At 55.8% G+C, this 23,965-nt stretch carries 25 protein-coding genes and 1 pseudogene; 6 read left to right on the top strand and 20 right to left on the bottom strand.

Annotated features, from left to right (window positions below):
* Nucleotides 1-20 precede the first annotated feature (20 nt).
* Nucleotides 21-167 carry an IS1 family transposase gene (locus tag UTM25_RS15085; RefSeq protein WP_265095234.1) on the top strand — a complete coding sequence of 49 codons (147 nt, stop codon included), beginning with the start codon at nucleotides 21-23 and terminating at the stop codon, nucleotides 165-167.
* On the opposite strand, the gene UTM25_RS15080 is transcribed toward UTM25_RS15085, so the two are convergent.
* Together UTM25_RS15080 and blaIMI are read right to left on the bottom strand one after the other, a co-directional pair.
* The gene (locus tag UTM25_RS15080) at nucleotides 164-664 is read right to left on the bottom strand and encodes a DUF1566 domain-containing protein (RefSeq protein ID WP_089600867.1); all 501 of its coding nucleotides are present in this window, start codon (nucleotides 662-664) and stop codon (nucleotides 164-166) included. The genes UTM25_RS15085 and UTM25_RS15080 overlap by 4 nt on opposite strands.
* Before the next feature lie 45 nt (nucleotides 665-709).
* Nucleotides 710-1,588 carry an IMI family carbapenem-hydrolyzing class A beta-lactamase gene (blaIMI, locus tag UTM25_RS15075; RefSeq protein ID WP_320714983.1) on the bottom strand — a complete coding sequence of 293 codons (879 nt, stop codon included), beginning with the start codon at nucleotides 1,586-1,588 and terminating at the stop codon, nucleotides 710-712.
* 141 nt (nucleotides 1,589-1,729) lie between these two features.
* Here blaIMI and imiR point away from each other — a divergent pair, with 141 nt between their 5' ends.
* Nucleotides 1,730-2,614, top strand: a complete 885-nt coding sequence (imiR, locus tag UTM25_RS15070) for a LysR family transcriptional regulator ImiR/NmcR (protein ID WP_089600865.1) — start codon at nucleotides 1,730-1,732, stop codon at nucleotides 2,612-2,614.
* A gap of 30 nt (nucleotides 2,615-2,644) precedes the next feature.
* Here imiR and UTM25_RS15065 read toward each other — a convergent pair.
* Nucleotides 2,645-2,716, bottom strand: a pseudogene (locus UTM25_RS15065) (IS1 family transposase); the annotation flags it as partial.
* A 105-nt stretch (nucleotides 2,717-2,821) separates the two neighbouring features.
* On the opposite strand from UTM25_RS15065, the gene UTM25_RS15060 reads away from it, so the two are divergent.
* The 4 genes from UTM25_RS15060 to UTM25_RS15045 all read left to right on the top strand — a co-directional run bounded on the left by UTM25_RS15060 (nucleotide 2,822) and on the right by UTM25_RS15045 (nucleotide 6,418).
* Nucleotides 2,822-4,029 (top strand): IS3 family transposase gene (locus UTM25_RS15060; RefSeq protein ID WP_123061146.1). Its coding sequence is split into 2 segments (ribosomal slippage): nucleotides 2,822-3,143 and nucleotides 3,143-4,029, totalling 1,209 coding nucleotides; the frame shifts between segments, so codons are not numbered across the junction.
* A gap of 188 nt (nucleotides 4,030-4,217) precedes the next feature.
* Entirely contained in the window at nucleotides 4,218-4,493 is a 276-nt protein-coding gene (locus UTM25_RS15055; RefSeq protein ID WP_241739840.1) for a hypothetical protein, read from the top strand.
* Nucleotides 4,474-5,685, top strand: coding sequence for an IS91 family transposase (locus tag UTM25_RS15050; RefSeq protein ID WP_172688893.1), 1,212 nt, complete (start codon nucleotides 4,474-4,476; stop codon nucleotides 5,683-5,685). The genes UTM25_RS15055 and UTM25_RS15050 overlap by 20 nt, the downstream gene beginning before the upstream one ends.
* Nucleotides 5,686-5,854: 169 nt before the next feature.
* Complete coding sequence (locus tag UTM25_RS15045; protein WP_320714981.1) at nucleotides 5,855-6,418, top strand: Rpn family recombination-promoting nuclease/putative transposase; 564 nt, start codon at nucleotides 5,855-5,857, stop codon at nucleotides 6,416-6,418.
* Nucleotides 6,419-6,457: 39 nt separating this feature from the next.
* Here UTM25_RS15045 and UTM25_RS15040 read toward each other — a convergent pair whose 3' ends face one another.
* From UTM25_RS15040 to traD, 17 genes are all read right to left on the bottom strand, one after another.
* Nucleotides 6,458-7,039 (bottom strand): DUF2913 family protein, encoded by a 582-nt coding sequence (locus UTM25_RS15040; RefSeq protein ID WP_052454805.1) that lies wholly within the window; start codon nucleotides 7,037-7,039, stop codon nucleotides 6,458-6,460.
* A gap of 26 nt (nucleotides 7,040-7,065) precedes the next feature.
* Nucleotides 7,066-7,554, bottom strand: coding sequence for a hypothetical protein (locus tag UTM25_RS15035; protein WP_052454806.1), 489 nt, complete (start codon nucleotides 7,552-7,554; stop codon nucleotides 7,066-7,068).
* Nucleotides 7,555-7,751: 197 nt separating this feature from the next.
* The gene (locus UTM25_RS15030; RefSeq protein WP_040218613.1) at nucleotides 7,752-8,051 is read right to left on the bottom strand and encodes a hypothetical protein; all 300 of its coding nucleotides are present in this window, start codon (nucleotides 8,049-8,051) and stop codon (nucleotides 7,752-7,754) included.
* 988 nt (nucleotides 8,052-9,039) lie between these two features.
* Nucleotides 9,040-9,903, bottom strand: coding sequence for an incFII family plasmid replication initiator RepA (gene repA, locus UTM25_RS15025; protein ID WP_320714978.1), 864 nt, complete (start codon nucleotides 9,901-9,903; stop codon nucleotides 9,040-9,042).
* Nucleotides 9,896-9,970, bottom strand: a complete 75-nt coding sequence (tap, locus tag UTM25_RS15020) for a RepA leader peptide Tap (protein WP_125885564.1) — start codon at nucleotides 9,968-9,970, stop codon at nucleotides 9,896-9,898. Before tap ends, repA (UTM25_RS15025) begins: the two co-directional genes overlap by 8 nt.
* Before the next feature lie 225 nt (nucleotides 9,971-10,195).
* Nucleotides 10,196-10,462, bottom strand: coding sequence for a replication regulatory protein RepA (gene repA, locus UTM25_RS15015; protein ID WP_077138942.1), 267 nt, complete (start codon nucleotides 10,460-10,462; stop codon nucleotides 10,196-10,198).
* Nucleotides 10,463-10,617: 155 nt separating this feature from the next.
* Nucleotides 10,618-11,172 (bottom strand): phospholipase D family protein, encoded by a 555-nt coding sequence (locus UTM25_RS15010; protein ID WP_320714973.1) that lies wholly within the window; start codon nucleotides 11,170-11,172, stop codon nucleotides 10,618-10,620.
* Nucleotides 11,173-11,183: 11 nt separating this feature from the next.
* Nucleotides 11,184-11,420, bottom strand: coding sequence for a hypothetical protein (locus UTM25_RS15005; RefSeq protein ID WP_243412644.1), 237 nt, complete (start codon nucleotides 11,418-11,420; stop codon nucleotides 11,184-11,186).
* A 97-nt stretch (nucleotides 11,421-11,517) separates the two neighbouring features.
* Nucleotides 11,518-11,826, bottom strand: coding sequence for a hypothetical protein (locus tag UTM25_RS15000; RefSeq protein ID WP_320714970.1), 309 nt, complete (start codon nucleotides 11,824-11,826; stop codon nucleotides 11,518-11,520).
* A gap of 684 nt (nucleotides 11,827-12,510) precedes the next feature.
* Nucleotides 12,511-13,119, bottom strand: coding sequence for a DUF2726 domain-containing protein (locus UTM25_RS14995; RefSeq protein WP_320714968.1), 609 nt, complete (start codon nucleotides 13,117-13,119; stop codon nucleotides 12,511-12,513).
* Nucleotides 13,116-13,436 carry a hypothetical protein gene (locus UTM25_RS14990; RefSeq protein ID WP_320714966.1) on the bottom strand — a complete coding sequence of 107 codons (321 nt, stop codon included), beginning with the start codon at nucleotides 13,434-13,436 and terminating at the stop codon, nucleotides 13,116-13,118. The genes UTM25_RS14995 and UTM25_RS14990 overlap by 4 nt, the downstream gene beginning before the upstream one ends.
* An 88-nt stretch (nucleotides 13,437-13,524) precedes the next feature.
* Complete coding sequence (locus UTM25_RS14985; RefSeq protein WP_320714964.1) at nucleotides 13,525-13,797, bottom strand: hypothetical protein; 273 nt, start codon at nucleotides 13,795-13,797, stop codon at nucleotides 13,525-13,527.
* Nucleotides 13,798-14,000: 203 nt separating this feature from the next.
* The gene (locus tag UTM25_RS14980) at nucleotides 14,001-14,792 is read right to left on the bottom strand and encodes a DsbA family protein (protein WP_320714963.1); all 792 of its coding nucleotides are present in this window, start codon (nucleotides 14,790-14,792) and stop codon (nucleotides 14,001-14,003) included.
* A gap of 33 nt (nucleotides 14,793-14,825) precedes the next feature.
* Nucleotides 14,826-15,503: a fertility inhibition protein FinO gene (locus UTM25_RS14975; RefSeq protein ID WP_320714961.1), complete on the bottom strand. Its 678-nt coding sequence runs from the start codon at nucleotides 15,501-15,503 to the stop codon at nucleotides 14,826-14,828.
* A 33-nt stretch (nucleotides 15,504-15,536) separates the two neighbouring features.
* Nucleotides 15,537-16,274 (bottom strand): type-F conjugative transfer system pilin acetylase TraX, encoded by a 738-nt coding sequence (gene traX / locus UTM25_RS14970; protein ID WP_320714960.1) that lies wholly within the window; start codon nucleotides 16,272-16,274, stop codon nucleotides 15,537-15,539.
* A gap of 1 nt (nucleotide 16,275) precedes the next feature.
* Nucleotides 16,276-21,516 carry a conjugative transfer relaxase/helicase TraI gene (traI, locus tag UTM25_RS14965; protein WP_320714958.1) on the bottom strand — a complete coding sequence of 1,747 codons (5,241 nt, stop codon included), beginning with the start codon at nucleotides 21,514-21,516 and terminating at the stop codon, nucleotides 16,276-16,278.
* Nucleotides 21,516-23,747 carry a type IV conjugative transfer system coupling protein TraD gene (gene traD, locus UTM25_RS14960; RefSeq protein ID WP_320714957.1) on the bottom strand — a complete coding sequence of 744 codons (2,232 nt, stop codon included), beginning with the start codon at nucleotides 23,745-23,747 and terminating at the stop codon, nucleotides 21,516-21,518. The genes traI and traD overlap by 1 nt, the downstream gene beginning before the upstream one ends.
* Nucleotides 23,748-23,965: the final 218 nt, after the last annotated feature.

Here is a 23,965-nt window from a genome sequence, read left to right as displayed (position 1 = left end):
CCGTTTCCCAAACGGAGCCCATGTTCATGGTCAGGATATTTTTAAAACGCTTTTCCAGTCTCCTAACCATCAAGCGTCTGGCTCGCAGAACCATCTGCTTCTCCCGCTCTGTTGAGCTACATGAAAAAGTCATTGGTGCTTTTATCGAAACATACATGTTCTACTAACTGGAGGCATCACCGTGGACCATTACATCTCTGACAAATCGAAAAGGATAAGTCATTTCAATAGTATGGCCATCAATATAATGATTGATCATGTCAAATGTATAATACAAGTAAGGTATGCTTTGAATTTGCGTTGAACTCCAATAAGGCGATGCTCCTTCACCATTATCTTGGGGTATGTCAAAATATGATTTGAAAAGGTCATTTTTAAGGCAGCTATTTGATGATAGTAAAGATAATTCCTCGATACCTGGCAGTCTCCACCCATTCCCTTGTTTTGTTGCTTCACCAATAGCTTTACTCAAAGTAAGGGGAGTTGGTTCTCCAGTACATCCATTCTCTTTATTCCATTGCATGCCGAAAGTGCAAGCCTGCCATTCAAGGTTGTTTTTAATATCTATCACTGTCGAATTTTCGGTGATGAAATCACACTGAGCATATGTAGACAAACTACTCATAGTTAATGATAAATAGATGAAGATTTTCATTGTTTTCATGATGAAATTTAAGCCATCACAATGAAGTGATGGCTACAGTTAGGTTTATTTAAGGTTATCAATTGCGATTCTTGAAGCTTCTGCGATTACTTTATCCTCATGCTTGGCTTCTTTTTCGTTTTTTGTAGTGTATACAGAAATTATAAGAGGAGCTCGGTTCTTTGGCCAGACTACCGCATAATCATTTGCCGTACCGTATGCTCCGCAACTACCAGTTTTATCGCCAACTACCCAATCGCTTGGTACGCTAGCACGAATACGCGCTGCACCGGTTGTGTTACCCTTTAACCATGTCTGATAGGTTTCCTTTTCACGCTCATTAAGTATGTTACCCAGAGCAAGGGTTTTCAGGCTCTTAGCTACTGCTGCAGGTGTAGATGTGTCACGTTCATCGCCAGGAATTGCTGTGTTTAGATCTAACTCCCAACGATCGAGTCTAAAATCTTTATCTCCAATCGACCGCATGAATTTAGTCATACCCTCAGGACCACCGATATATCGTTCAAGAATAATATTAGTAGCACCATTGTCGCTATATTGTAAAGCGGCAGCAGCCATATCACCTAATGACATTCCATTATCTTTATATTTAGTTGTGATGGGTGAATAGAACTCTAAACTTCTTGTATTATAATTCACGATCTGATTAAGATTTAGTTGATTATCTTGAGAGCCTTTTAATACAGCAGCAGCTAAAAAACCTTTGAAAGAACTACATAATGGAAATCGTTCATTTGCTTTGTACGAAAATGATTTACCTGAGCCAGTGTCTAAAGCGTAGACACCAATTCTACCATTGAAATCTGTTTCAAGGTTTTTAATCTCATCGATTCCCTTTGTATTGGCCTGTGAGAACAATGATATTGAAACTAAACAAGAGCTAAACAAGATGGCTATTCTACTTGGTTTTACATTAAGTGACATGCTTTTACCTTATATACAATTTTCTATATTAACTAGGACATAGCGGTTATTAACTTTCAACAGAGGGCGATTATACAGTTGTTATTTTTCCTTTGAAGCAATATAATTTTTATACAGTCATAACTTTTTCTTTGGGTTACTATGCGTGCCAGATTACCTTTAAATGCATTACGAGCTTTTGAAGCTTCTGCAAGATATCTAAATTTTACTAAAGCCGGACTAGAGCTTCATGTAAGCCAGGCTGCCGTAAGCCAGCAAGTCAGAACACTTGAACAGATGCTTGGTGTGGCTCTTTTTACAAGAGTACCGCGTGGGTTACAGTTGACAGACGAAGGCCTGCATCTTTTGCCTTCGATTACAGAAGCTTTGCAGATGATGAGTTCTGCCATGGATAAATTCCATGAAGGTAAGATTAAAGAAGTGCTTACTATTGCTGTCGTTGGGACTTTTGCAATAGGTTGGCTCCTTCCTCGGATTACTGAGTTCCTTAATGAAAATCCATGGATTGATATTAGAATTTTAACGCATAATAACGTTGTCAATCTTGCCGCAGAAGGTATTGATGCATCTATTAGATTTGGAACAGGCGGCTGGATTAATACGGAAAATATTTTACTCTTTCAGGCGCCGCATACAGTATTATGTTCCCCGGAAACATCCAAGAAACTGTGCATTCCATCAGACTTAAAAAAAGTTTGCTTACTGCGTTCCTATAGAAAGGATGAATGGAATAATTGGTTTAAAGCTGCTGGGATCGACTCTTGGACTGTTAACGGGCCTATCTTTGATTCTACAAGACATATGATAGATGCTGTAAAATTAGGTGATTATGCAGCATTAGCTCCTTATCATATGTTTCAAAAAGAATTAAATGAGCGCTCCGTAGAAAAACCTTTTGAAATTTATGTCACGCTTGGCGGTTATTGGCTGACTTTACAGAAATCTCGGGTTAATCATAATAGTAAAGCACTTAATGTTTTTAAAGAATGGATTATCGAGTATAGCAGAGAGTTTGTACTTAAATAAATCCGGTGATGCCTCCAGTTAGTAGAACATTTATTTTCCGATAAAAGCACCAATGACTTTTTCATGTAGCTCAACAGAGCGGGAGAAGCAGATGGTTCTGCGGTTCTCAGGTTGCGTGGGGCGGCCCCGAGAAACACCAGACAGTAGATGTATCTTAAAATAAGAGATAGGCTTAAACATATGTCTAATACTGGTTCTAATTTTGAGATGACAGGAATACTGTTGGGGCAGGAGCTCCGCAAGCGTAAGACTCCGCAGGAAAAAATTGCCATTATCCGGCAGACCATGGAGCCGGGGATGACCGTCTCCCATGTTGCTCGTTTGCATGGCATTCAGCCCAGCCAGCTATTTAAGTGGAAAAAACAGTATCTGGAAGGCAGCCTGACTGCCGTTGCTGCCGGAGAAGATGTCGTTCCGGCATCAGAGCTGTCCGCCGCAAACAAGCAGATCCGTGAGCTTCAGCGCCTTCTGGGTAAGAAGACGATGGAAGTAGAGATCCTGAAAGAAGCCGTGGAGTACGGACAGGCCCGAAAATGGATAGCGCATGCGCCCTTGTTGCCAAAGGACAAGGAATAGCCCAGGTCAGCAGCATTATGGGCGTGTCGCGTGCGCAATTATCACTGCGGGTTCACCGTTCTGCCGACTGGCAGGACGGGCGCACTCTCCGGCGAGACGAGGAAGCAGACGCAGAGGTCCTGTCGCGCATCCTCGGTATCATCAGCGATATGCCCAGCTATGGCTATCGCCGGGTGTGTGGAATAATGCGGAGACAGCTTCGCGATGAAGGTCTTCCCCCGGTGAATGCCAAACGGGTTTACCGTGTGATGAGCGAGCATAATCTGTTGCTGCTGCATGACAAACCACAACGGCCTCAGCGCGAGCATAACGGTAAAATCGCGGTAGCAGAGAGCAACCAGCGCTGGTGCTCAGACGGCTTCGAGTTCGGATGTGACGACGGCGAAAAACTGCGCGTGACGTTCGCGCTGGACTGCTGCGACAGAGAGGCCATAGACTGTGCCGCGAGCACCGGCGGCTATGACAGCATGACCGTACAGGACGTGATGCTGGGAGCCGTGGAGAAGCGCTTCGGAGCGATGCTCCCGGACAAGCCGGTGCAGTGGCTGACAGACAACGGTTCGGCGTATACGGCGCATGACACGCGCAAGTTCGCCGCAGATCTGAATCTGGAAGTCTGCACAACGGCAGTGAGCAGTCCACAGAGTAACGGTATGGCCGAACGGTTCGTAAAGACGATGAAGGAAGACTACATCGCGTTCATGCCAAAACCGAATGTGCGAACGGCGTTGCAGAACCTTGCTGAGGCGTTCAATCATTACAATGAAAACCATCCGCACAGCGCACTGGGATATCACTCCCCGAGAGAATACCGGCGCCTGCGGGCATCGTTAACTTAAGATACAAAAGCTGTCTGGAGATGGCGGGTCAAGATCAATTAAATGGAGGTATTTATGGAAGATGTCAGCGTTTTGAATGAAATGATCTTCAATGTGTCAACGGAAAATGAACTAAGCAGCCTGGCGGCTGCAAATCGAAGTGTGGCAGAATATGGCATCCCAGGGTCTTATTTCAGCAGAGTACTCCCATGCCACATTCCACTGAGCATCAGCTCGCTCATACTAAAATGGTTAAACAGGCTCTGAAGGCCGTAGCCCGTCAGAATAACTTTTCATATCCGTCTGTTTTTGCTGACTTCGTCGCCGGGAATAATCCTTCCTGTACCCAGTGCTTCTGGGAAAATTTCTACCGCCTGTTCCCTGAAACACCGTGGCACTACGTGTCATTTTGCCACTCCTGCCGCCATTTCGATTTGTATGCCACCGAAGCGGATATGCTGGCAGATGACCCTCACCGCTACTGACGGCTTTCAGCCCCGCCCCCTGAAAAAACTGTTCACCGCCAACCAGTGCTGGACTTCTTTTCTCGACGCCGGCGGTCTGCGTGATATCGAAATCGAAGCCGTCACCAAAATGCTCGCCTGCGGCACCCGCATTACCGGCGTGAAGGAATATGGCTGCGATAATCCTGACTGCCACCATGTTAAATATATCACCAACGCCTGCCACAGCCGGGCCTGTCCCTCCTGCGGTAAAAAGGCAACCGACCTGTGGATTGCCGCCCAGCTTAACCGCCTGCCGGACTGCGACTGGATACACCTGGTCTTCACCCTCCCCGATTCTCTCTGGCCTCTGTTTGAGGTCAGCCGCTGGCTGCTTAACGACCTCTGCCGCCTGGCCGTCGATAACCTGCTGTACGCCGCCGGCAAACGGGCGCTGGATATCGGCATTTTCTGCGCGATTCACACTTATGGACGTCGTCTCAACTGGCACCCTCATGTCCACGTCTCCGTCACCTGCGGCGGCATTGATGAGCACGGAAAGTGGAAGAAAATCAGCTTCCGTAAGGATGCCATGCGCGCCCGCTGGATGTGGAATATCCGTCAGCTTCTGCTGAGCGTCTGGTTCGAAGGCGTGGCCCTGCCGCCGTCCCTGTCACATATCACCACCGAAGCACAGTGGCGCAGCCTGATACTGACGGCCGGAGGCGACTACTGGCACGTCTACATGTCAAAAAAGACGGCAGGTGGCAAAAACACCGTGAAATACCTGGGTCGTTACCTGAAAAAGCCGCCGATAGCGGGCTCCCGGCTGGCGCACTATGCAGGAGGCGCCACGCTGAGCTTCCGCTACCACGACCACAATACGGGTGAGCAGGCCACAGAGACGCTGACGCAACGGGAAATCGTGGCGCGGCTGAAACAGCATATCCCGGAGAAGTTCTTCCGGATGGTGCGCTACTTTGGCTTTCTGGCCAACCGGGTATGTGGGGAAAAGCTGCCATTGGTCTACAGCGCGCTGGGGATGCATAAACCGGAGCCGGTACCGAAGGTCTGCTATGCGCAGATGAGCAAGCAGTTCCTGCGACGTGACCCGTTTGAATGCGTGTTGTGTGGAGGGAAGATGGCGTACCGTCGTGCGGTAGCTGGCCTGAATGTGCAGGGGCTGAAGACTCATGCCCGGGAGATCAGTCTGATGAGGTACATCCCGGCCTGACGCAGGGAAGATCTGCCTTGCGTACTCTGGCAGCCTGGAAATTGACCTGAAAAAGCACAAATTATCACCACTCCGGGGAGTGCCCGCTTACCCACGGAGACATAAATCAAAGAGGGGTTAAATTTCAACCACTTCATTCCAGCGCAGAAAAGGTTTCAATTTCCTATACGTGAACTGGACGGAGCTGTTTGCCAGCCCGGAAACAGCGCGAAAACTGTATACCGGTGATTTTCCCCTCATCGATGTTGGCGCCATCGATGACGATGAAATCATGAAACACCGCCGGATGGCCCTGCTGGAACTGATGCTCAAGCACGCACAAACCCGCGACCTGGCCGAGCTGACCGAACATCTGGTCACCCTGCTGATTGCGGGTTACACTACCGATGAGCAGCTGGTCACGTTGATGAACTGGATGCTGCAGACGGGAGACACGGCCAGACCCGAGGCATTCCTGCAGGAACTGGCCCGCCGGTCACCGCAACACGAGGAGATTTTAATGACTATTGCACAACGCCTGGAACAGAAGGCCCGCGAAGAAGGGCGCATGGAGGGCATCCAGCTTGGCGAGCAGCGCGGCATCCAGCTTGGCGAACAGCGCGGCATCGAGAAAGGTGAGCGCGAAGCGACCCTGAAAATTGCCCGCACGATGCTGCAGAGCGGCATCGACCGCAATACAGTGATGGCCATGACAGGTCTGACTGAAGAAGATTTGCAGCGCATTACCCACTGACACTACCGGGTTGCCTGCTGGCAACCCGGTCTTTACTGGTCAACCAGCGCTGATTGTCACCAGTTTCCAGTGATCGTCGTTGCAGACTGCCTCCCAGCCACAGCTTTTCAGTAGCGCATTAAGCCCCTCGGCGCGGCCGCCAATTCTTGCTGGAACAGGTAGCACCTGCGTCCCGTCATCATTAAAACCAATATCCAGCGCGCTTTTCAGCAGACAGATACTGTTCACCGATGCCGATGGCAGAATCTTATTTCGACCGCTCCACTCACTGTCGCTGAGGACGTGATACACCCAGTCGTACTGTTTCGCCAGCTCCAGCGCGTAGGTCAGGCGAAAAAGGTCATTCTGCTCAGACAGTTCACCTGTACAGCTGCGCCAGAGATAATCCAGCTTATGGCGCAATCGCGCACGAACGCCGAGCGTCCGGCCCTGTTTGAGTATCCAGTCAACATCGGTGGCCACGTCACGTGAAAAACGGCGCTGTTTTTTCACCTGCGCAAACCAGCGGGTGATAAACAGGTTTTCCTGCGACTCCGACGCCACCAGGCCATCTTCCCTGGCAGTCAGCAGGGCGATAAGTGCGCACCATGCCAGGTGACCCGTTTTTTCCATATTTCTCATATCATCACCAGCCCGGGGGCTGTCCTTCAGCAATGATGCTTGTCATCCAGTTCCACCAGTCGGCTGTTCATCTGGTCGGGATGTTCCCGATATACCTCGCCCCTGGCCGGTGCCAGCTGTAGCGTCAGGTGCCGGGCAACACTATCGTCGTCACTATCAGGCGCACCAATCAGCCAGACCGGGTAGGGGGCATACCTGACGTCATTCCGGAGCCGTTCACCCAGAGAGACCATTTCAGCTTCAGACGCACACCCCGGGGCAAAAACCAGCCGGGCAGTTATTCGCCCACAGCGAGAGCAGGGGAACGTGGTGTTTTCGAGGAGCGCCGTGCCGGGAATGGGGTCAGGAGGAGAGAGGAAATGTCGGGTACCATCAGGTTGCCTGCCGGCATGCTCAATCAGCGCATCGACCATCCGCTGAGCAACCAGCGCGACAATATCTTTATTCAGTTCCACAGGCTCTTTAACATGGGGGCGCAGCTGCGTGTCGCCAGATGGCGTTTCGCTAACAACCACCCCACCCACCTCATCGTGGTCATAATAAATGATGTATGTGTTTCCCCGTCTCCGAACCTGAACATCTGGAGGCAAATGTAGCTTTTGAGACGCTGATGAAATTAACATTCAAACCTCACTTAAGAACCCACTGAAAAGAAAAGTTGGCCGCGATTGCTGTTACCCGGTCGCTACCCGTATAACAGAGTTCACTCATGTTAATAACCGTCTACGTTACCGGGCTGTGAAATGCGATTCGTATCTATTAAGATCGACTCCCTGAGTGCATCCATTTCGGAAAACTTGAGGCCATAGAGTTCTTCATATAATTCAAACTCCTCTTTTGTTAGTTCTTTTCTAATCCAGCATTCCCATGCTTCACGCGCACTGAAATCAAGCCATTCGAACTCTGGGTGCGATTCAAAGAACCAACTGATCCCCGGAGACTTAATTAATCCTGCGAGCCGTCTGGCCAGACGAGTTTCAGCCTGGGCATATTTTAAATTTGTCGATATCATTTTCTGATTCCCTTACTGCATATAACCTGTGCGGTGAATATTAACACCTTAGCTAAAGGCATTTCAGTTGAAATGCGCCTGTGGCGCATGGGAGCGAAGCGATACGACCGCGCAGTATTGCGCGGGGTTTTTCTGTTCGGCTCAGAAGTGAAATGGTCTCCTTATTCAAATTACCTGAAGAAGTTAAACTACGGTAGTTCCCCCCCCTTCCTGCCAGACCATACGGACGTACAGCGCACACAGAACGGTTTGTGCGCCTTCGGAGTGGTCACGGCAAGGCATAGCCGCAGCCGGGGCGTATCTCCGCGTTAGCGGGCCTTCAGGGCCGCTTACGGGCGTGTTACTCGATTCATCCAGCGACACCACTGACAGCACGACATGAGATAGTTACAACATCCATCATTAAAAGCGACATCACTCCCGGCCTTCGGCCGGGGGCGGGGCCGCTTTTCAGTGGTGGGGAGGGGCTGTGAGGTTTCAGACGTGTGCTGTTGGTGCCTTTTGGAAAGTATTTCGTATGTTGTAACTACTGGGGTGCCCGGGGCCCGTCGCGTAGCGATGGGAGCAACTTCAGGTAGTTACCGAACCGGCGCGGACGTCAGTCCGCTGCAAGGGCGGACATTCATAAGGAGCCTGTCCACAGGCCAGGCGACGAACAGGCTTTATATTTATATGAAAGAGATAAAAGATATTTAAAAGAAGTACAGAGCAGGTTTTTAAAGGAAACCACGCACTTTGAAATCAGGTCGTATGGCGCTTTGTCAGCATAACGGTTGTAACCTTATGGAAAGGTCCCTTGCAGTTTTCTGTGGGTAACTGAATCTGCCGACCAGATGTGGCCACTCTGATGCAATTTCTGGCCATTCTGATGGCCAAATGGGGTGAATGTCAGGAAGGACGGCCGTCATTTCGTGCAGAAAACCGTCAACCGGGAGCTGCAGACGTGCGAAACCCTCCGGCGCCAGCCGGATTTTTCACACTGGAAGGGTTATATGGGGACGGTGGCCAGCCGCGTGTAGTTGTTACCGCGTGACATCAGCATGCGCTCTTTCACGCGACGTTCCAGCTCGCGCTTCATCGCATCGAGCCCGCCGGTAAAGCGCCCGGTGGCATATTCCCGCGTCAGCTGCTGTTTCACCAGCGTCACAATGTCCTTGCGGGTTCTGTCCGCGTCACGACGTGCACGGGCACGTTTCAGGCCATGTTGTTTACGTTCAGACTGGTAACTTCGGAACCGTTCGCGCACAAACCGCCAGGCTTTCGCTATCAGCTCGTCCATCTCCAGCGGCTTCAGGCTCTGCTTCTGACGCTGCTGATTTTCCCATTCGACACGGCTGCGGCGGGCGGCCACAACTGCCACGTCAGAGATGTCCAGCGCGGAGAACAGTGCCGGCGTGAAGGTAATATCGGTCGGGATGTTGCAGCCAATCTGCGGGTCATACTCGGTCTGGTAGGTAATCAGCCCCAGCTCCGCCATAAACTTCAGTGCGCGCGTGGCGCGGGTGATGGACAGGTTGCCATTTTTCGATTCCGTGGCCAGCCCGCACTCGATGGCCAGATTGGTAATGGAACGCTGTACACGATTGGCCAGCGGGTCGTAGTGGAAGCACAGTCCCTGAAGCAGCGCATCGATGGCTCGACGACGCAACAGTGGCGGCATCCGCTGGCGGATGCCGAGCGAGCGCACGAACGCCACATGAGCAGCAAAATCAAAACGGGACGTGAAGCCTTCGGCTTTTGCCATCAGCTTACGGCAGAACGGCAGGGTCTTTTTCCCCTCTCGCGGCGTGAATGCCGGATTCGGGTTTTTGACCTGACGATAATGGGAGAACAGGGTCTGAGCGTCAGTCACACCTTCCTGCGCTTATGTTGCACGGAAGGAGTAAGCGCAGAAACTGATCTTGAAGTTTTCTGAGCATGCACATATACTCCCTGCATAGAGCAACAGCTTCTATGCAGTTTTGAAAGGCCCCGTTAATCTTCTTCAGTCGCCAAACTAGGTGAAGATTATCGGGGTTTTTGCTTTTCTGGTGCCGGGTAGATACCTCATCAGAACCAGTTCCCTGCCACCTTACGGCGTGGCCCGCCAAAAATTCGTTAGACGATCAGCAATCTATCACCAGAAACACATATACTCAAGAATGTTAGTCCGTGACCTTGTTTCGGCACTCTGAAACCGCATCATGAATCAGCTTCTCAATCATTTCTGACTGTGTCACACCTTTAGTCGCACACAACAATTCAAGCTCTGCTTTAAGAGACTTCTCCACATAAACACGCATTTCTTTATGGGTCTCTTTCAGCTTCGCGACATGCGCTTTCTGCCTTTGAACAGGAGACATCGGATTACCTTTACGGTACTGACGTTTCTCTTTCGATGAGGAAGTTTCTGCATTTCCAGTCTGCGGCATCTCTGCCTCCTCAGCTTTCAGGCGGTGATCGTTTCGCAGAGGATACTACAGATTCGTGAAATCAGCGACTTAACTTTACGCGAAAGTGTGAGCCATGTTGGCGCATGGCTCACCTGCTGGAGGGATGCAGATTGCAGATCACGTTACGATGCTGATTAGTATGAAGAATGCCAGTCAGTTCCCCCGTCCCAGCGCGACTGCCAGTGCTGAAGGTAGGCTTGTGCCACTTCCGGCACGTCATTAATCACCAGCACGTTCTCGCTATTTCTCGAGGCCGCAGATCGGGTCATATTAAAGCTGCCTGACTCAACCGTCTGATTATCAACAATAATGACTTTGTCGTGCATGATGGCGTAGTGGCCGTTGGTACGCAGTGGAATGCCGGCATTCACCACAACATTCATCGCCGCCTGGCTGGTTTTGTTCCGGTTTCCTTTCTCATCGAGGACTATTTTCACATCCACACCCCGGTGTTTTGCTCTGACAAGTGCGCTAACCACCTCCGGAGACGTAAATGAGTAGCCCATCAGCCGAATTTCGTGCTGTGCTGACTCAATAGTCTTAAGGACCAGCTGCAGGGCCGTTCCTTCCGGAGAAAAACCCGTCTCGATGCTGGCGGCATACGCTGCCGGTGCGGGTGAACAAAGCGCCAGACCGAGCAGCCCGGCCACCAACCATCTGCAGGTATTTGCTTTGCGGAGTACTGGCATAGTTATCCTCATTACATACCGTCCATAAAGTGCGGGGAGAGTATCTGTACGTCATTAATCAGCAGCCAGAGGCTCAGGCTTAGTTCTTCCATCAGAACCACAACAGCAACCAGTGACGTCCACGCCCGCCGATCGCGTTTCAGGAGCTGACGAAAAAGCGCCACGCTGGCCACAAAAATGCCGACAGTTATCCAGGGAACGAGCTGGTTGATAACCATTGCACTGCTGCTGCACTCAAAACATGCCATAGGATTTCCTTCACAGAATTGATTAAGAAACGCCGGGATCGGGGAAAACTCGCTTTTCCCTGGTTCCGGCGTTGGACAACGACGCGGAGCGGAGGCGTCAGGTCGTTCTGGTATGACGGAACCAGTAGCAGACAGGCCCGTCGTCGGTATCATGGACTGAGCCCAGAAACCAGCCGTCATCGTCCGGCGGTTCGGGTATCCAGCCCCGTGCGTCCGGCGCTTCATCGGTAAATCCGGCAGCAAAAACCTCAGGAGCCTCATCGCGCATGGTCATCACAAAGCACTGCAGCCCGTGGGTCCTCAGCCAGTAGCTGAACTCCACCGCGGTTTCGCAGCCGCTGCGGACATACGCCAGATGCGTCCAGTCCCCCTGCTCATCACGCTCTGCGGTAACAGGCACAATCATCCTCTGACCTCCCCCGGCACAGACTGACTGACGGGCGTTTCGGTGTGGCCTTCACCTGCAGCGTCTTCACCTGGCACCTGTCCGTCGAGCATCTGCGTCCATCTTTGGCGCTCACCTTCCGACATTCTCCGGTACAGTCCCGGCGCCAGGGCACTCAGCAGGTGCTCGATGTACGCCAGCCGGCTCAGCGTCATGGATGCGTCTTCGGACTCCGGTCGCCTTATCGCCCGTGCCACCTCACGACACTCAAGAATACCTTTCATGAGCCGCGCGCCACCGGCCACGCGCTTTTTCACTCATCGCAGTAACGCGCTGATAAACCATCCAGATAAATAACGGCATTGATATCAACGCACATGTTTTCAGGCTGGCCCCTCCGGCTGAAAGTTATTTATTGCCAGATAAGCAAACAGGTAAATCAGGCAGCAGACAAATGCCAGCCCGGTATATTTATAAATTCGCATAGTTCACCTTTTAAGTTTAGCCTCTGAGTTAACACGTAAAGCCCATATTTAATTCCCGGAAAGCAATAAATACAAAAAAAACGGCATAACATTGTTGCCATTAAACCTGAATTGCTTATCGGAAATCATCATTAACGCAGTCATCCCTCATTAAGGCATGAGTTTTATTCTGCGCCGGGACAGCAGGAGAATGAATTAATGCCGCATTGCGCTAAATAACTTAACCCGCTTTTTGTTGAGTGATGGCATCTGACACTCCGGACTCAGCCTCAAGCGCCGTCAGAAAGTCCCGTATCATCCTCTGCAGCTCCCGGGCATCACGGCTTCGCAGCAGCGGCATGCCCGCCTGGCGCATAACCTCATCCAGCAGGATGTCACGCCGGCAGCGGCTTTTCTTCAGGTGGGACGCATCGTCCAGCTCCACGGCAGCCACAACGCGAAACGTCCTGCGATCAACGATAACCACGTCGCAGTGCCACTGGGCCACCATATGGAAAAGCTTCCACCACGTCCGGCTCCGGCCCCTGACGCGCGGCGTTATCTGCACGATATCAGCCACCCTGACCTGCGGGCACAGATACCACCGCCTCATGTCCACCGACCGGAACAGCCCCTGCATAAAGTGCACCTCACGGTCGGTCATCAGCTGCGCCTGCCGCTCCCAGAACACGCCGCCCGCCATCAGTTGCTCTGTATCGCCCACCCTGACGCCAGCCTCTCTCAGCCGCCTGATAAGCGGTGCCTGCGGCCGTTTCAGCTTCAGCACGCGGGAGAGCAGGAAAATCAGTACCAGCAACGAAATGATAAATAACACCACACTGGCATTCATGAACCCACGCTCCCTTCGCTTCGCACGCCCTCGGATAACTGCCCACCATCACCCGAGAGGAGTCTATCCCGGTCCAGCCCGAACCGTTCAGAGAACAGCCAGCCGCTCAGGATGAGGGTGTTGGCGGGTTCATCAGGTGCGCATATCGTAATACTCTCTTCCGTCACGTCTGTGATATCAAAGTTCGCACCGCAGAGATGCCGGATAATGTCATCCCGCGAATGAATGCGACCGTCCCCAATCAGTTGCTTCACCGTCCCTTTAATTATATCCCTTGCTTCTTCATTCACACCGGAGCATTTAATTTCAACTGACATACTATTTCCTCTACTGGTTTGAATTTTGTTTATTCTAAAAAGATATACCCACCTCTCTGGCGGTAACTTCATAACGAAAAATAAAAAATCAGGCATCACGAACAGGCTTTGTTTTCCGCAGCCGGACATTACCTGCATCATGTCTGATAATATCTATCTCATTTAATACACGGCGTAACTCGTCACGCATGAACTCCATTTCATTCCATGAGCCAGAATACCTAATATATTTAGTCATGTGGTAAAAAATTGTCGGCAGGAAAGAGGGGGCATAGTCAACCCTGTTTCTCCGGTAAAGTTTAATGACGGCAAATAGTAATAATATATTTAATATCACCGAAGCAATGACTACGGTATACATATCTGAGGCTCCGTTATATTGAATACAGAGAAGGACCTTTACCAAACGATGAAGGAACATAACTTCGTAAAATACCGTTCGGATGTGTTAACCAGAAACGCCGGAGACGGGGAAAACCTGCTTTTACCCTTCTCCGGGGTTGGACAACTGAGCACGGCGAAGGCGTCAGTCTCTTTTAGCGGTATCAGGTGGCGAACGCCTGATTATTTTTTGGTATCGCCGGCAGCATGGCTGATGGCCTGCTGCAGGGCCTCCGCGCTGGTGTATCCCGGAATAACCGTCACGTTATCAGCGCTGGCGCCGGCTGACGGGAGGACTACCAGGGCTGGCGTACCGCTGAAGCCCAACTGCTGCGCGAGCGTGTTTATGCCATCCAGGGTTTCCTGAACGTCATGGGCTGTCTTCGCATCGAACTTCACGGCTTTTGCGGCCGCGCTGATATCAGCATCGGTCAGTTTGCCCTCGTTGTGACCGGTGGCGTAAATCGCATTGTGATAGTTAAGGTAGGCGTCGGCCCCCTTCTGCTTCCAGACCTGCAGTCCGGTTTTCGCCGCACTCAGCGATGCCGGCCAGCGCTGGCCAAATATCGGGAATTCCTTGAACACAAAACGCACGTCCGGGCTGGCTTTTATCACCTTCTCCAGCTCCGGCGCGAGGCGGGCACAGTAGATGCACTGGTAATCAAAAAACTCGACGACCGTTACTTTTGCATCGGCCGGCCCATATGACGGCGTGCCTTTATCGTTGAGCAGCGCAGCCTGATTCTGCATCACGGCGGCCGTCATCGCCTGCTGCTGCTTCTCCTGCTGTTGGGCCTGCAGCTTCTGGCTGACCTCAACCAGCACCTCCGGATGGGCCAGCAGGTAGTCTTTCGCGATTTCCCCAATGCGGGCTTCCTGCTCCGGGGTAAAGGACGCGGCAGGTTTCTCTGCCGCCCCCGCCACGCCGGAGACCAGAAGGCCAGCGGCAAGCATGACTGAAAGGGTTTTATTCATGTTCATCCTGTGTTTTTCTCTTCTCTGTTGTTATCAGTTCGTATCGTGTGCGGGCGCGGGTGCTTCCCTGATCGCCCTGCGCTGTTGTTTAGCATGCTCCTGAGCCCTGCGCTCCACGGCATACGCCGCCTCCTCCGCACTCACCGGTGCGACCGGTTCACCGGCAAGGTTTTTACGCCACGCGCCCACCGTCATGGCACCCAGATACGCATCCGAGCGGGTGACGGCAGCAAGGCAGCGCTTCAGCGTCTTCACGGAGACATCCAGCCTGCGCTGGCGAATGTCACTGACCATCGCCTCCCGGATATTGACCGCCAGGAGCTGCGGCTGGCCGTCCGTAACCAGGGCTGGCCAGCAACGTTCCAGGAGCGCGAGCGCGTCCGTAAGCGGCATGACCTTCCGGTAAACCGGCTCCGGGGCAGGTTTACGCCTGGCCGCACGCATGGCCTCCCGCTCCTGCGCCTGTCGTTCGGCCCACAGCCGGGCTTTTTCGGCTTTTCGGGCGGCCTTCTCATCCGCCTGCGCCTTTTTCGCGCTCTCATCCACAGCCTGCTTCCTGACCTTCCAGGCGGGCGGCGTGTTCACCACCACGGTCTTTTTACGCCTCACGGACCCGGCCGGCTCGCCTGGTCCGTCCGTCGACGGCGTATTCTTCTCGTCCACCACCGGCTTTCGCCGCAGCGTCAGCTTAGGGCGTTGTTCCTCTGTCATCTCAGACTCCTGTATTCCCTGTAATTCCCCTGATTACATCGCAATCAGCCCCAGCGCGGCAAGATGCACCGCATAGAACAGGGGAAAGAATTCGCGTGGCCAGAAACGCGGCACGCGGCAACAGGTCCGGCTCAGTACCGTCAGGGTTATGCCGGGTATCACCAGACCCGCGATGGCAAAGGCAGCGCTGTCCGCGGCATTCAGCGCGAGTACGGCCAGCGCCAGACACAGCGCCAGCCCCGTGCGTGTGGTGCGCCGGCCCGTCATACAGACGCCGCAGGCCAGCATCAGCATGACTACCCCCGCCAGACCGTAACTTCCCGCCGAAAACGGCAGCCAGGCCAGAACCAGCATCAGGGAGAGCGGCCACGTGCGCGGCCCGTGCCGCTGCATCAGCGCCAGTGCCTGTCCGCTGACCGCAAAGGCAAACAGAATATTGCCGAGTTCCGGGCGAAGCCCGGCCAGTATCCAGCCGCCCTGCGCCACCCCGGCCCATATCCAGAGCCGGTTCAGGGCGCGCTGCTGAATGCGCGGATGGCGGGCGAGGTTCATGGCCCAGACCAGGCCAAAGAGCGGAAACGCTCCCCGACCGGCAAGACGCAGCCAGTCATTATCCAGTCCGCACAGCATGCTGATGTGGTCGGCAACCATCAGGAGCAGCGCCACGGTTTTGATAAGGTCAGTCTGGCCCGGCGTCCACACAAGCAGACGCTGCAGCCAGCAGTCGGCCACCACCACAAGAGGGAACAGCGGGTGGTTTTCAGCGCGCATATCAGTCGCCTCCCAGGGTCTTTTCACGTTCGAGGTCGCGCACCGTTTCTCGCTCCATCTGCTGCAGGCGGTCCCGCTGCACGTTCTCGCGCACCACCTGAGACACCGCCTCATCACGGCGGCGTTCTTCCGGCGCATCCGGCAGCGTGAGGGGAGATGCCGGCGTTTCTTTTACCCGCTCCATATCCCGCACCACATCCCGGACGGCGACGTCAGCGCCCCCGGACGGTTGGTCGCCGCTGCGGGCCATCTCGCGGACCGCCTCTTCAGCACGCTTATCCAGCTCTTTCTGCTGCTGTGCTTCCTGCGCCTGCTGCGCCAGCACCTCCGGCGGAACCGTTTCTGCGGGCTGCGTACCGGTGCCGTCGGGCAGGCTGTCGGCCCAGACCCGACCGCCGGTAATGGCGCCGGGGTTCCACGGTCGCGCCTCGCCTTCGAGCCGCACCACCACGCCGCTCTGCGGATTCTCCCTCGCCAGCCGCACCCCCTCTTCCATATCCCGCGCCAGCAGCGACTCGCCGTTACGGCTGACCTGCAGGCCCGCAAACGCAGCGTCCCCGCTGCCCATCACGCGACCTTCACCGCCGAGCCCCTTCAGCTGCCCGTCTCCGGAGGTCAGGGCGCTCAGCCAGACGCCCGCCTGCCTGCCGTTGCGGTCAAAAGCCGGGAGCGCCACGTGCGGCTGAGGATATTTACGCCCCGGCGAGATAAATTTCGCCATCGAGCCATCAGGCTGCAGCCCGGCCTGGCGCAGGGCGGCGCGGCCGGCCGGCACCTCACCCAGCGCTTTTGCCGTCGCCGTCAGGCGGGCAGCATTCGCGACGGCACGGTCGCCGCGCGGCTCGAGAATGTCATGCGCCGTACTTTTCGCCTGCGATTTTTCCATCGCGGCCACCCACTTATCCCGGTTGTCGGTATAGACCTGGGCGTGCTGCTTCATGCGGCTCAGCGCCACGTAGGCTGACTCGAAGCTCACCATCCGCTTACGTCCGCCGTCCGTGCCCTGCAGGGAGATGGAGAAGGGTTCGCTCGCCCCCTGTGAGCCTTCAACGGTCACGGCATAGGCCAGGTCGACGTGCTGCTCTGCCTGCTCCGCTGACGGCGTGAGCGTACGGGTCTGCTCTCCATCCGACAGCGTGACGCTGTCACCTTTTATCTCACTGACCGACCAGACGCTGTTGGCCACGAAGCCCCGCTCGTTGTCGCTTTTCGAAAAGCGCATCCGGTCGCCTTCCGACACGGTGATGGTGTCCTGACGGTAGAGCGTGACACCCTCTGTCGCCGCCTGCGCAGGCGACAGGCTGCGGGTGTTGCCCTGCGCATCCTTCAGCGTCACCAGGTGCGCATCCCCGTCCAGCGACTCAATCCTGTAATAGGTGCTGTCCAGCAGGGCCAGGCTGTCGCGGGATGCCTCCCACGTTGCCATGCGCCGCAGCTCCCCGTCGCGGATATTGGCAGGCGTGAGGACCGGCAGCGTGACCTCTTTTTCACCCACCTCGCCGGCACCCTGACGGGCGTCATGAATCATGGCGTTCACCTGGCGGCGGTCGGCGTTCAGGGCGGTGATAACGATGGTCTGCGCCTGCGCCTCCGGTGTGCGCCCCGTGTAGTCCTTCACGATGGCCTCCAGTAGCGTCGCGGGCTGCCCGCCGGGCATCATGTCGCCGGCCGCCACGGCCTTCGCGATGGCCTCCTCCCGCTCGCGGCTGAACTCCATGACGGAGCTGTCCGGCTGCCAGGCATCCGCCCTGCGCGGCACCTGTGCCGGCGCCACGCTCTCAATGGTCGTCAGGGCGCTGCCGATATCGCGGTTAATCAGGCTGTAGACGGCAGGTTTAAGTTCCGGCGTCTGGCGGACAATCTCCTGCATCACCGCCACGTCGATGGCGCTGCGCTTCTGCAGCAGGCGGAAGGGCTGGCCCGGGGCAATGGACTGCAGCTGGTCGGTATCGCCGCTGGAGACCGCGCGACCGCCGCCCCCGGCAATCAGGCTGTACGCCTTCGCCATGTCGGCGTTACCAACCATCGAGCTTTCATCCACGAGAAACAGCACGTTGCTGAAGTCCGGTCGTTCGCCGCCGCGCAGCTGCTGCTGCGTGTCGTGAATAAAGGCGGCCAGCGTCTGCGTTTCCGGCACGCCCGCATCGCGCATCTCGCTCACCGCCCGGTGGGTGGGGGCCACGCCGATAACGCGCGGCTGCTCCCGTTCCGGCAGCGTGCCGATGGCCGACATGACCGCCCGGAACTGGGTGGTTTTACCCACCCCGGCGTAGCCCTGAACCAGGGTAAAGCGGTCGGGGGACTCCAGTATCATGCGGGTGGCGTTCCGCTGCCCGTCGGTCAGGCCCGCCAGCTGCGCGTCCGGAACCTTATCCATCAGCGGGGTGACGGCCTCCTTTCCCTCCAGAACGTGGCGGAGGATACTTTTCTCAGCATTGTACGACTGGCGTGAGACCAGCAGCTGCAGACCGTTTCCCGGCGATACCGGCACCGACAGCAGATCGCCGCTGCGTATCTGCCGGTCCGCCTCCTTTTCGATGGCCTGCAGGCTGAGGCTGTCCTGCTCAAATTCTTTCGCGGCGGCCATCAGCTGCGGCTTCGTGAACGCCAGGCCGTTCCCCTCCAGCACCGGAATGGCCAGATGGATAGCCTGCTGCTCCGGCGAGTGCAGCCCGGCTTTCTGGTGCGCCAGGGCATCATCGAGCCTGTCATGCCCCGCCGCATCCTTAATCTGTTCAGACACCACGCTCCAGGCAGACTGACGCGACAGCTTCTCCGTCGTTTTCTGCGCCGTCTGCGCGGAATAGAGCTGCACCGCCCGGCCGCTGAGCGCCAGTTTGTTCAGCGTGGTGTTATCCAGCTCGCGCTGCGACAGCGAGGCAAAGACCGTGGCGCTGTCGCTCACCGAGCGGCCCGGCGACTCCACCCAGCCCTGACCCACCTTCGCGGCGGTAAACGGACTGTCGCCGGCAGGCAGGACCACGTCAGCCTTACGCCCGGGCAGGCTGACGACGAGCCCAGCCTCCCCGAGGGCCTTAACGGTCACCGTATCGCCCCCCTTCAGCCGAGTCCCCTGCGCCTGACCCAGCACCGCCAGACGGTCGCCTTCGGCCACCTGCAGCGTGCCGGTGCGGTAGAGGGACCAGCTGCTGTTGAGTTCAGACAGGCGGGTCACCCGCGTCTCCCCCTGCGCGTTGCGCAGCGTCAGGCTGTTGTTGCGGCCCGTCACGCGGTCAATGACAAAGCGCTCCCGGCTGCGCTCCTCTGCATTCCAGCGCTCCATGACCATGCCCTCCCGGTAGTGGTCGCGCACCTGCTGATGGCGGCTGTCGAGCCAGACCGGCTCCAGCGTGGTGATGCTGACCTCCCGCTCGCCCAGCACCTTTTCCGCCTTCAGCGCCTCGCGGACAGCACCTGCGAGCACCGCCTGCTCGCGCGGACCGGAGACCTGCGCCACGCTGTGCTCGCCTGCGCGGACGCTTCGGGCAAAGTCAGCGGCCAGGCGGTCATACCGCTGCCGCCGGTCAGGCTCGCTGATAACCGAGACCCGCGTCTTCTCACCGCCCTGCCACGCGAACGTGCTCACCCCCGCCTCCTTCATGACGGTCAGGGCGCTGCCGGTTCCGGTGCGCTGGCCGCTGTCGGCAATCAGCAGCTGGACGTTATGGCGCAGCGCACCGTCGAGCAGCGTGAGCGTTTCTTTCAGGGTCAGCTTCTCCCCCTGATCAACAATCAGCGTGCTGCCGGGCGTAAAGGTCATCCCCTCCGTCAGCCCCCGCCTGTCGGTGATATGCTCGCCGCTGAGTCGTTCATCCTGCATCAGGGCGCTGCGTGAGCGCCTGTCGGCGGCGATAATCTGCACGTCACGCCCCTGTTCGCGCGCCATCATCGTCAGTTCCGCCACCCGCTCACGCTGGCCGGCCGCCCCGCCCTGACCCGAAATGATGGCCACCGGCGGACGGTCCTGAGCCAGAACGCTGACGGCATCGCTGTATGACCGGCTGCGGGGCACGCTTTTATCCGGAAAAATGTCGGCCTGCCCCGTCCGCTGTAAATCGCGGGTCATCGCCGACACCGACAGCTCATCCAGCACGTGGATGTTCGAGGTAAACAGCCCCTTCTCTTTATCCAGCGGGATGAGCTGCTCATTTTTTATCGCCGCATCAATGCCGTCACGCGCCATCTCCACCATGCCCGACCGCGCGGGCAGCTGCCCGAGGGTGGTGGCCAGCAGTTCGGAATACGTGAACCGCGCCCGCCGGTCACTCAGCATCGCAATGGACTGTCCGACGCTGCTGTTAATATCAATGGCTTCAGGCGTCGTGACGGGAATATTACCCTGCATAACCCGCTGGTCCGCCGCCTCGCGGTAGGCCTGGATGTCGAATCCCGTCGCTTTCAGGGTCTGCATCCACTCGGCCATGCGCTGTTCGGGGTCAACCTTCTGCTTCGACTGGCGGGTATCGAGCGCCGCCACGTCGCGGGACTTCAGGGACGCGTCATCCCCGACCGCCTCGCTGATGGTCCTGCTGCGGCTGGAATACGGCTCCGTCGGTACGCCCTTCAGCTCCCACATGCCGTGTTTGCCGACCGTCTCAGTCTCATAGCCCATCGCCGCGACGTCATCCTTCAGCGCGGCACGGTACAGGCGGCCAAAGGCAATCTGGTTCGCGTAGATATTCTCAATAAACCCGGTTTTACCCACTTTGTCGCTGCTGAGCGTGCGCCACTCATCGCCATGCTGAGTGGCATTGGCCACCACGGCGTGGGTGTGCAGCTGCGGCTCCTGGTCGCGGCTGGTATCGTGGTTAAACAGCGCCATCACCAGGTTGCCGGTCAGCTGCGTCTCGCTCCTGCCCTCCGTCATAACCCGCGTGGAGGCCATCGCCTCTATCTGCTTAATGGCGGTCTCCACCGCGCGGTTGTGGGCCTCGATAAGGCGCTTGTCGCCACCGAGCATAGCCATCACGGAGACACTTTTGGGCGCAGAGAAGGTGAAGTCGTAGCCCGGACGGTGTTTGTTCGCCCCGTCCTGGGTCCGGCTGAGGTCGCTGCCGTCCGGCAGGCGCCCCTCGAGAACCTTCGTAAAGACCTTCTGGTCCACCCCGCCGCTCAGTCCCAGCGCTTCAGCCCCTTTTCCGGCCCAGCGCTCGCCCATACTGCCAATAACGTAGTAGTTGTCCTTGTCGGTGTAATAATTGCCCGCGCTGCCGGCGGATTTGACCGATCCGATGCTCATCATCAGATATATCCTCCCGGTTCAAGATCCTTTTCTGGCGCACGGTGAACGTTGATGTTCACCTCTTCACGGCGCTGCCTCTCCTGAGGAGACTGTTCGTCCTGCTCCGCCTGCCACGCCTCCCATGCCGCCATATCCACCACCTCACCGCTTTCACTGATGCCGGGCGGCAGCTGCTCAGCCTCCTCAGCCTTTGTCTTCAGCTCAGGCTCCACGCCGCCTGTGCCTGCGGCACCCGCTGCGGATGCCGAAGCGGATGCGGTGTCTGCAGCGCGGAGCGCTGGCGCCAGCTGCTGTGGCTGCTGTGGCTGCTGTGGCTGCTGTGGCTGCTGTGGCTGCTGTGGCTGCTGTGGCTGCTGTGGCTGCTGTGGCTGTCCAGCATTCTTCGCACTGCCCTCTGGGGCGATAACGTCTGCATCCGGTTCAAAGAGCATGGCGATGCTGCGGGATTCATGTTCACGTGCAGCCAGCGCGGCATTCAGGCGTTCTTCCGCTTTACCGTCGATGGTGCGTGGAATAAATTCCGGCGCCACCTTCGGACGCTGCTGATACTTCAGCGCCATCTTCACGGCAGGATAGGGGCCGGGAAGCGTGACGTAACAGGAGAGATCCGGCAGCGTCTGAACATCGGAGTAGCTCACCAGGGTGACGCGCTCCATGTCCTTCCCGACTGAGGTACCGTCGCGTACCGGGTCCACGCCGTAGGAATACTGCTCGGATGCCTTGAGGATTTCTTTTTCACCGATTTCACCGGCGGCGAACTCGGCGATATTGCGCGACGGCGAGCGGAAAAAGGCACGGGTGTTCAGCACGTCGAACAGCGTTTCCGCCGGTTTCTGCCCGTAAATATCTTCCAGCTGGGCGTAGGACTGGATGCCAATGACGTAGCAGCCACCGAACTTACGCGCCTCCGGCAGGATCTCAACCAGGTCCGGCAGCTTGTGCAGGGTCGGCAGCTCGTCGGCGAAGATCCACACGCGGCGGTTACGGTTTTCCCCCATCGCCAGCAGCCCGCGAATGGCGATGGACAGCCACATGGAGATAACCGGCTTGAGGGAAGCGTGGGTGTCGGCATTGGAAGAGATGAACAGCCAGCCGTTTTTACCATCTTCACGCACGCCGCGCATCCAGTCGCGTATGGTGAACGACTCGCCGTTATTTTCGATGCCCTGCAGGTAGCGGATGGCCTTGACGTAGTTGGTTAGCACGGCGCGGATGGAGATGGCCGTTTTCTCGATTTTCTCTTCCACCAGGTTCGCCGCCGGGGAGTTTTTCAGGTACGAGCGCAGCTTCTCAATCTTGATGGAAAGCAGCGTGTCGACCAGCTTGCTGTAGCTGCGGTCCTTGTCGTTGCGCATCAGATAAGCGGCTTCGGCAAAGATGGTACGTCCCGACCCCTGCCAGAAGGGGTCCTCCTTCGTGCCCATAGGAATCAGCGTGTTGGACACGTTGTCGAAGTCAGGCTGCGTCAGGCACTCCCGCCACAGGTCCCATGCGGCGCAGCGCGCATCCAGCGGGTTAAGGATTTTATCCGTGGCCGGATCATAGTAGCTTTTAACGAACTCACAGGAACGGTCATACACGATGACCATATCGCCACGCTGGCGGGCGTAGTTCATCAGGCGGCGGATAACTTCTGATTTACCGGCCCCGACGGTGCCGTGCAGACAGAAGTTCTGGATCTCCGAGTCCTTAATAAGCGGCAGCTCACCGATTTTTATGTCGGATGCGAGACCGTCGCGCCTGAGCATTTTCGCCACCGCTTTCGGGTCATCAGTCAGCTGGCGCCCTCCCGTTATCTCGTCCTCACTCTGCTGCTTACCCTGATGGCCCAGAATCCAGGTGGTGACAAAGAAGGTAATAACGCACACCAGGGCCGCGATGATGGCGGCAAGAATAAAGGCCGTCCAGACCTGGTCTGCGCACCACTGGATATATTTGTCCTGCAGTATTTGCTGCGCGTTGTACTTCAGCTCATGGCCGTAATAACGGATGGTATAGACAGGCTGGGACCTGAAAATATCGCGCATGGGGGCAAGCGTCTGGCACCAGTACCAGACCATGCCGTTGACGAACGTCTGCCACGAAAGCTTCACGGTCAGCGTCAGGGCGACGATGATCCCAAAGAGAATAACGAGGCAGTACAAAATGATGTTGGCGATCTGGCTGAACATGCGGATGCGCATGCTCGCGATCTGACCGCCCTGGGTCATATCCTTTGCATTAAAACTCATGATGTATGGGTCCGGTATATATGGGGTTTAGACGGTTATGATGAGGCTACATTCAGGAACGGATATTTACTGCCCCGGCAAATAAGAAATCACTTACGAAAAAAGAATATCCACAGCAGTATTAACAGAACTGAAAATGGAACAGCAAATAAAGCATTCGGATAATCACTTTCGATGCTCACTACTAATGCAAATAGCGACATATTAATTCCTTTATT

Source organism: Enterobacter sp. 61D5 (genome assembly GCF_034107965.1).
In the GTDB taxonomy this organism is placed as follows: Bacteria; Pseudomonadota; Gammaproteobacteria; order Enterobacterales; family Enterobacteriaceae; genus Enterobacter; species Enterobacter cloacae_M.
Note: the sequence above shows the minus strand (reverse complement) of the source record. Positions and strands in the feature narration are given on the sequence as shown.

Bases quoted from the DNA above. Each gene is read 5' to 3' on its own strand.
- UTM25_RS15085 (WP_265095234.1), top strand. From the start codon at position 21: ATGTTCATGGTCAGGATATTTTTAAAACGCTTTTCCAGTCTCCTAACC.
- UTM25_RS15080 (WP_089600867.1), bottom strand. From the start codon at position 664: ATGAAAACAATGAAAATCTTCATCTATTTATCATTAACTATGAGTAGT.
- blaIMI (WP_320714983.1), bottom strand. From the start codon at position 1,588: ATGTCACTTAATGTAAAACCAAGTAGAATAGCCATCTTGTTTAGCTCT.
- imiR (WP_089600865.1), top strand. From the start codon at position 1,730: ATGCGTGCCAGATTACCTTTAAATGCATTACGAGCTTTTGAAGCTTCT.
- UTM25_RS15055 (WP_241739840.1), top strand. From the start codon at position 4,218: ATGCCACATTCCACTGAGCATCAGCTCGCTCATACTAAAATGGTTAAA.
- UTM25_RS15050 (WP_172688893.1), top strand. From the start codon at position 4,474: ATGACCCTCACCGCTACTGACGGCTTTCAGCCCCGCCCCCTGAAAAAA.
- UTM25_RS15040 (WP_052454805.1), bottom strand. From the start codon at position 7,039: ATGAGAAATATGGAAAAAACGGGTCACCTGGCATGGTGCGCACTTATC.
- UTM25_RS15030 (WP_040218613.1), bottom strand. From the start codon at position 8,051: ATGATATCGACAAATTTAAAATATGCCCAGGCTGAAACTCGTCTGGCC.
- repA (WP_077138942.1), bottom strand. From the start codon at position 10,462: ATGCCGCAGACTGGAAATGCAGAAACTTCCTCATCGAAAGAGAAACGT.
- UTM25_RS15010 (WP_320714973.1), bottom strand. From the start codon at position 11,172: ATGCCAGTACTCCGCAAAGCAAATACCTGCAGATGGTTGGTGGCCGGG.
- UTM25_RS15005 (WP_243412644.1), bottom strand. From the start codon at position 11,420: ATGGCATGTTTTGAGTGCAGCAGCAGTGCAATGGTTATCAACCAGCTC.
- UTM25_RS15000 (WP_320714970.1), bottom strand. From the start codon at position 11,826: ATGATTGTGCCTGTTACCGCAGAGCGTGATGAGCAGGGGGACTGGACG.
- UTM25_RS14995 (WP_320714968.1), bottom strand. From the start codon at position 13,119: ATGAATGCCAGTGTGGTGTTATTTATCATTTCGTTGCTGGTACTGATT.
- UTM25_RS14990 (WP_320714966.1), bottom strand. From the start codon at position 13,436: ATGTCAGTTGAAATTAAATGCTCCGGTGTGAATGAAGAAGCAAGGGAT.
- UTM25_RS14985 (WP_320714964.1), bottom strand. From the start codon at position 13,797: ATGTATACCGTAGTCATTGCTTCGGTGATATTAAATATATTATTACTA.
- UTM25_RS14980 (WP_320714963.1), bottom strand. From the start codon at position 14,792: ATGAATAAAACCCTTTCAGTCATGCTTGCCGCTGGCCTTCTGGTCTCC.
- UTM25_RS14975 (WP_320714961.1), bottom strand. From the start codon at position 15,503: ATGACAGAGGAACAACGCCCTAAGCTGACGCTGCGGCGAAAGCCGGTG.
- traX (WP_320714960.1), bottom strand. From the start codon at position 16,274: ATGCGCGCTGAAAACCACCCGCTGTTCCCTCTTGTGGTGGTGGCCGAC.
- traI (WP_320714958.1), bottom strand. From the start codon at position 21,516: ATGATGAGCATCGGATCGGTCAAATCCGCCGGCAGCGCGGGCAATTAT.
- traD (WP_320714957.1), bottom strand. From the start codon at position 23,747: ATGAGTTTTAATGCAAAGGATATGACCCAGGGCGGTCAGATCGCGAGC.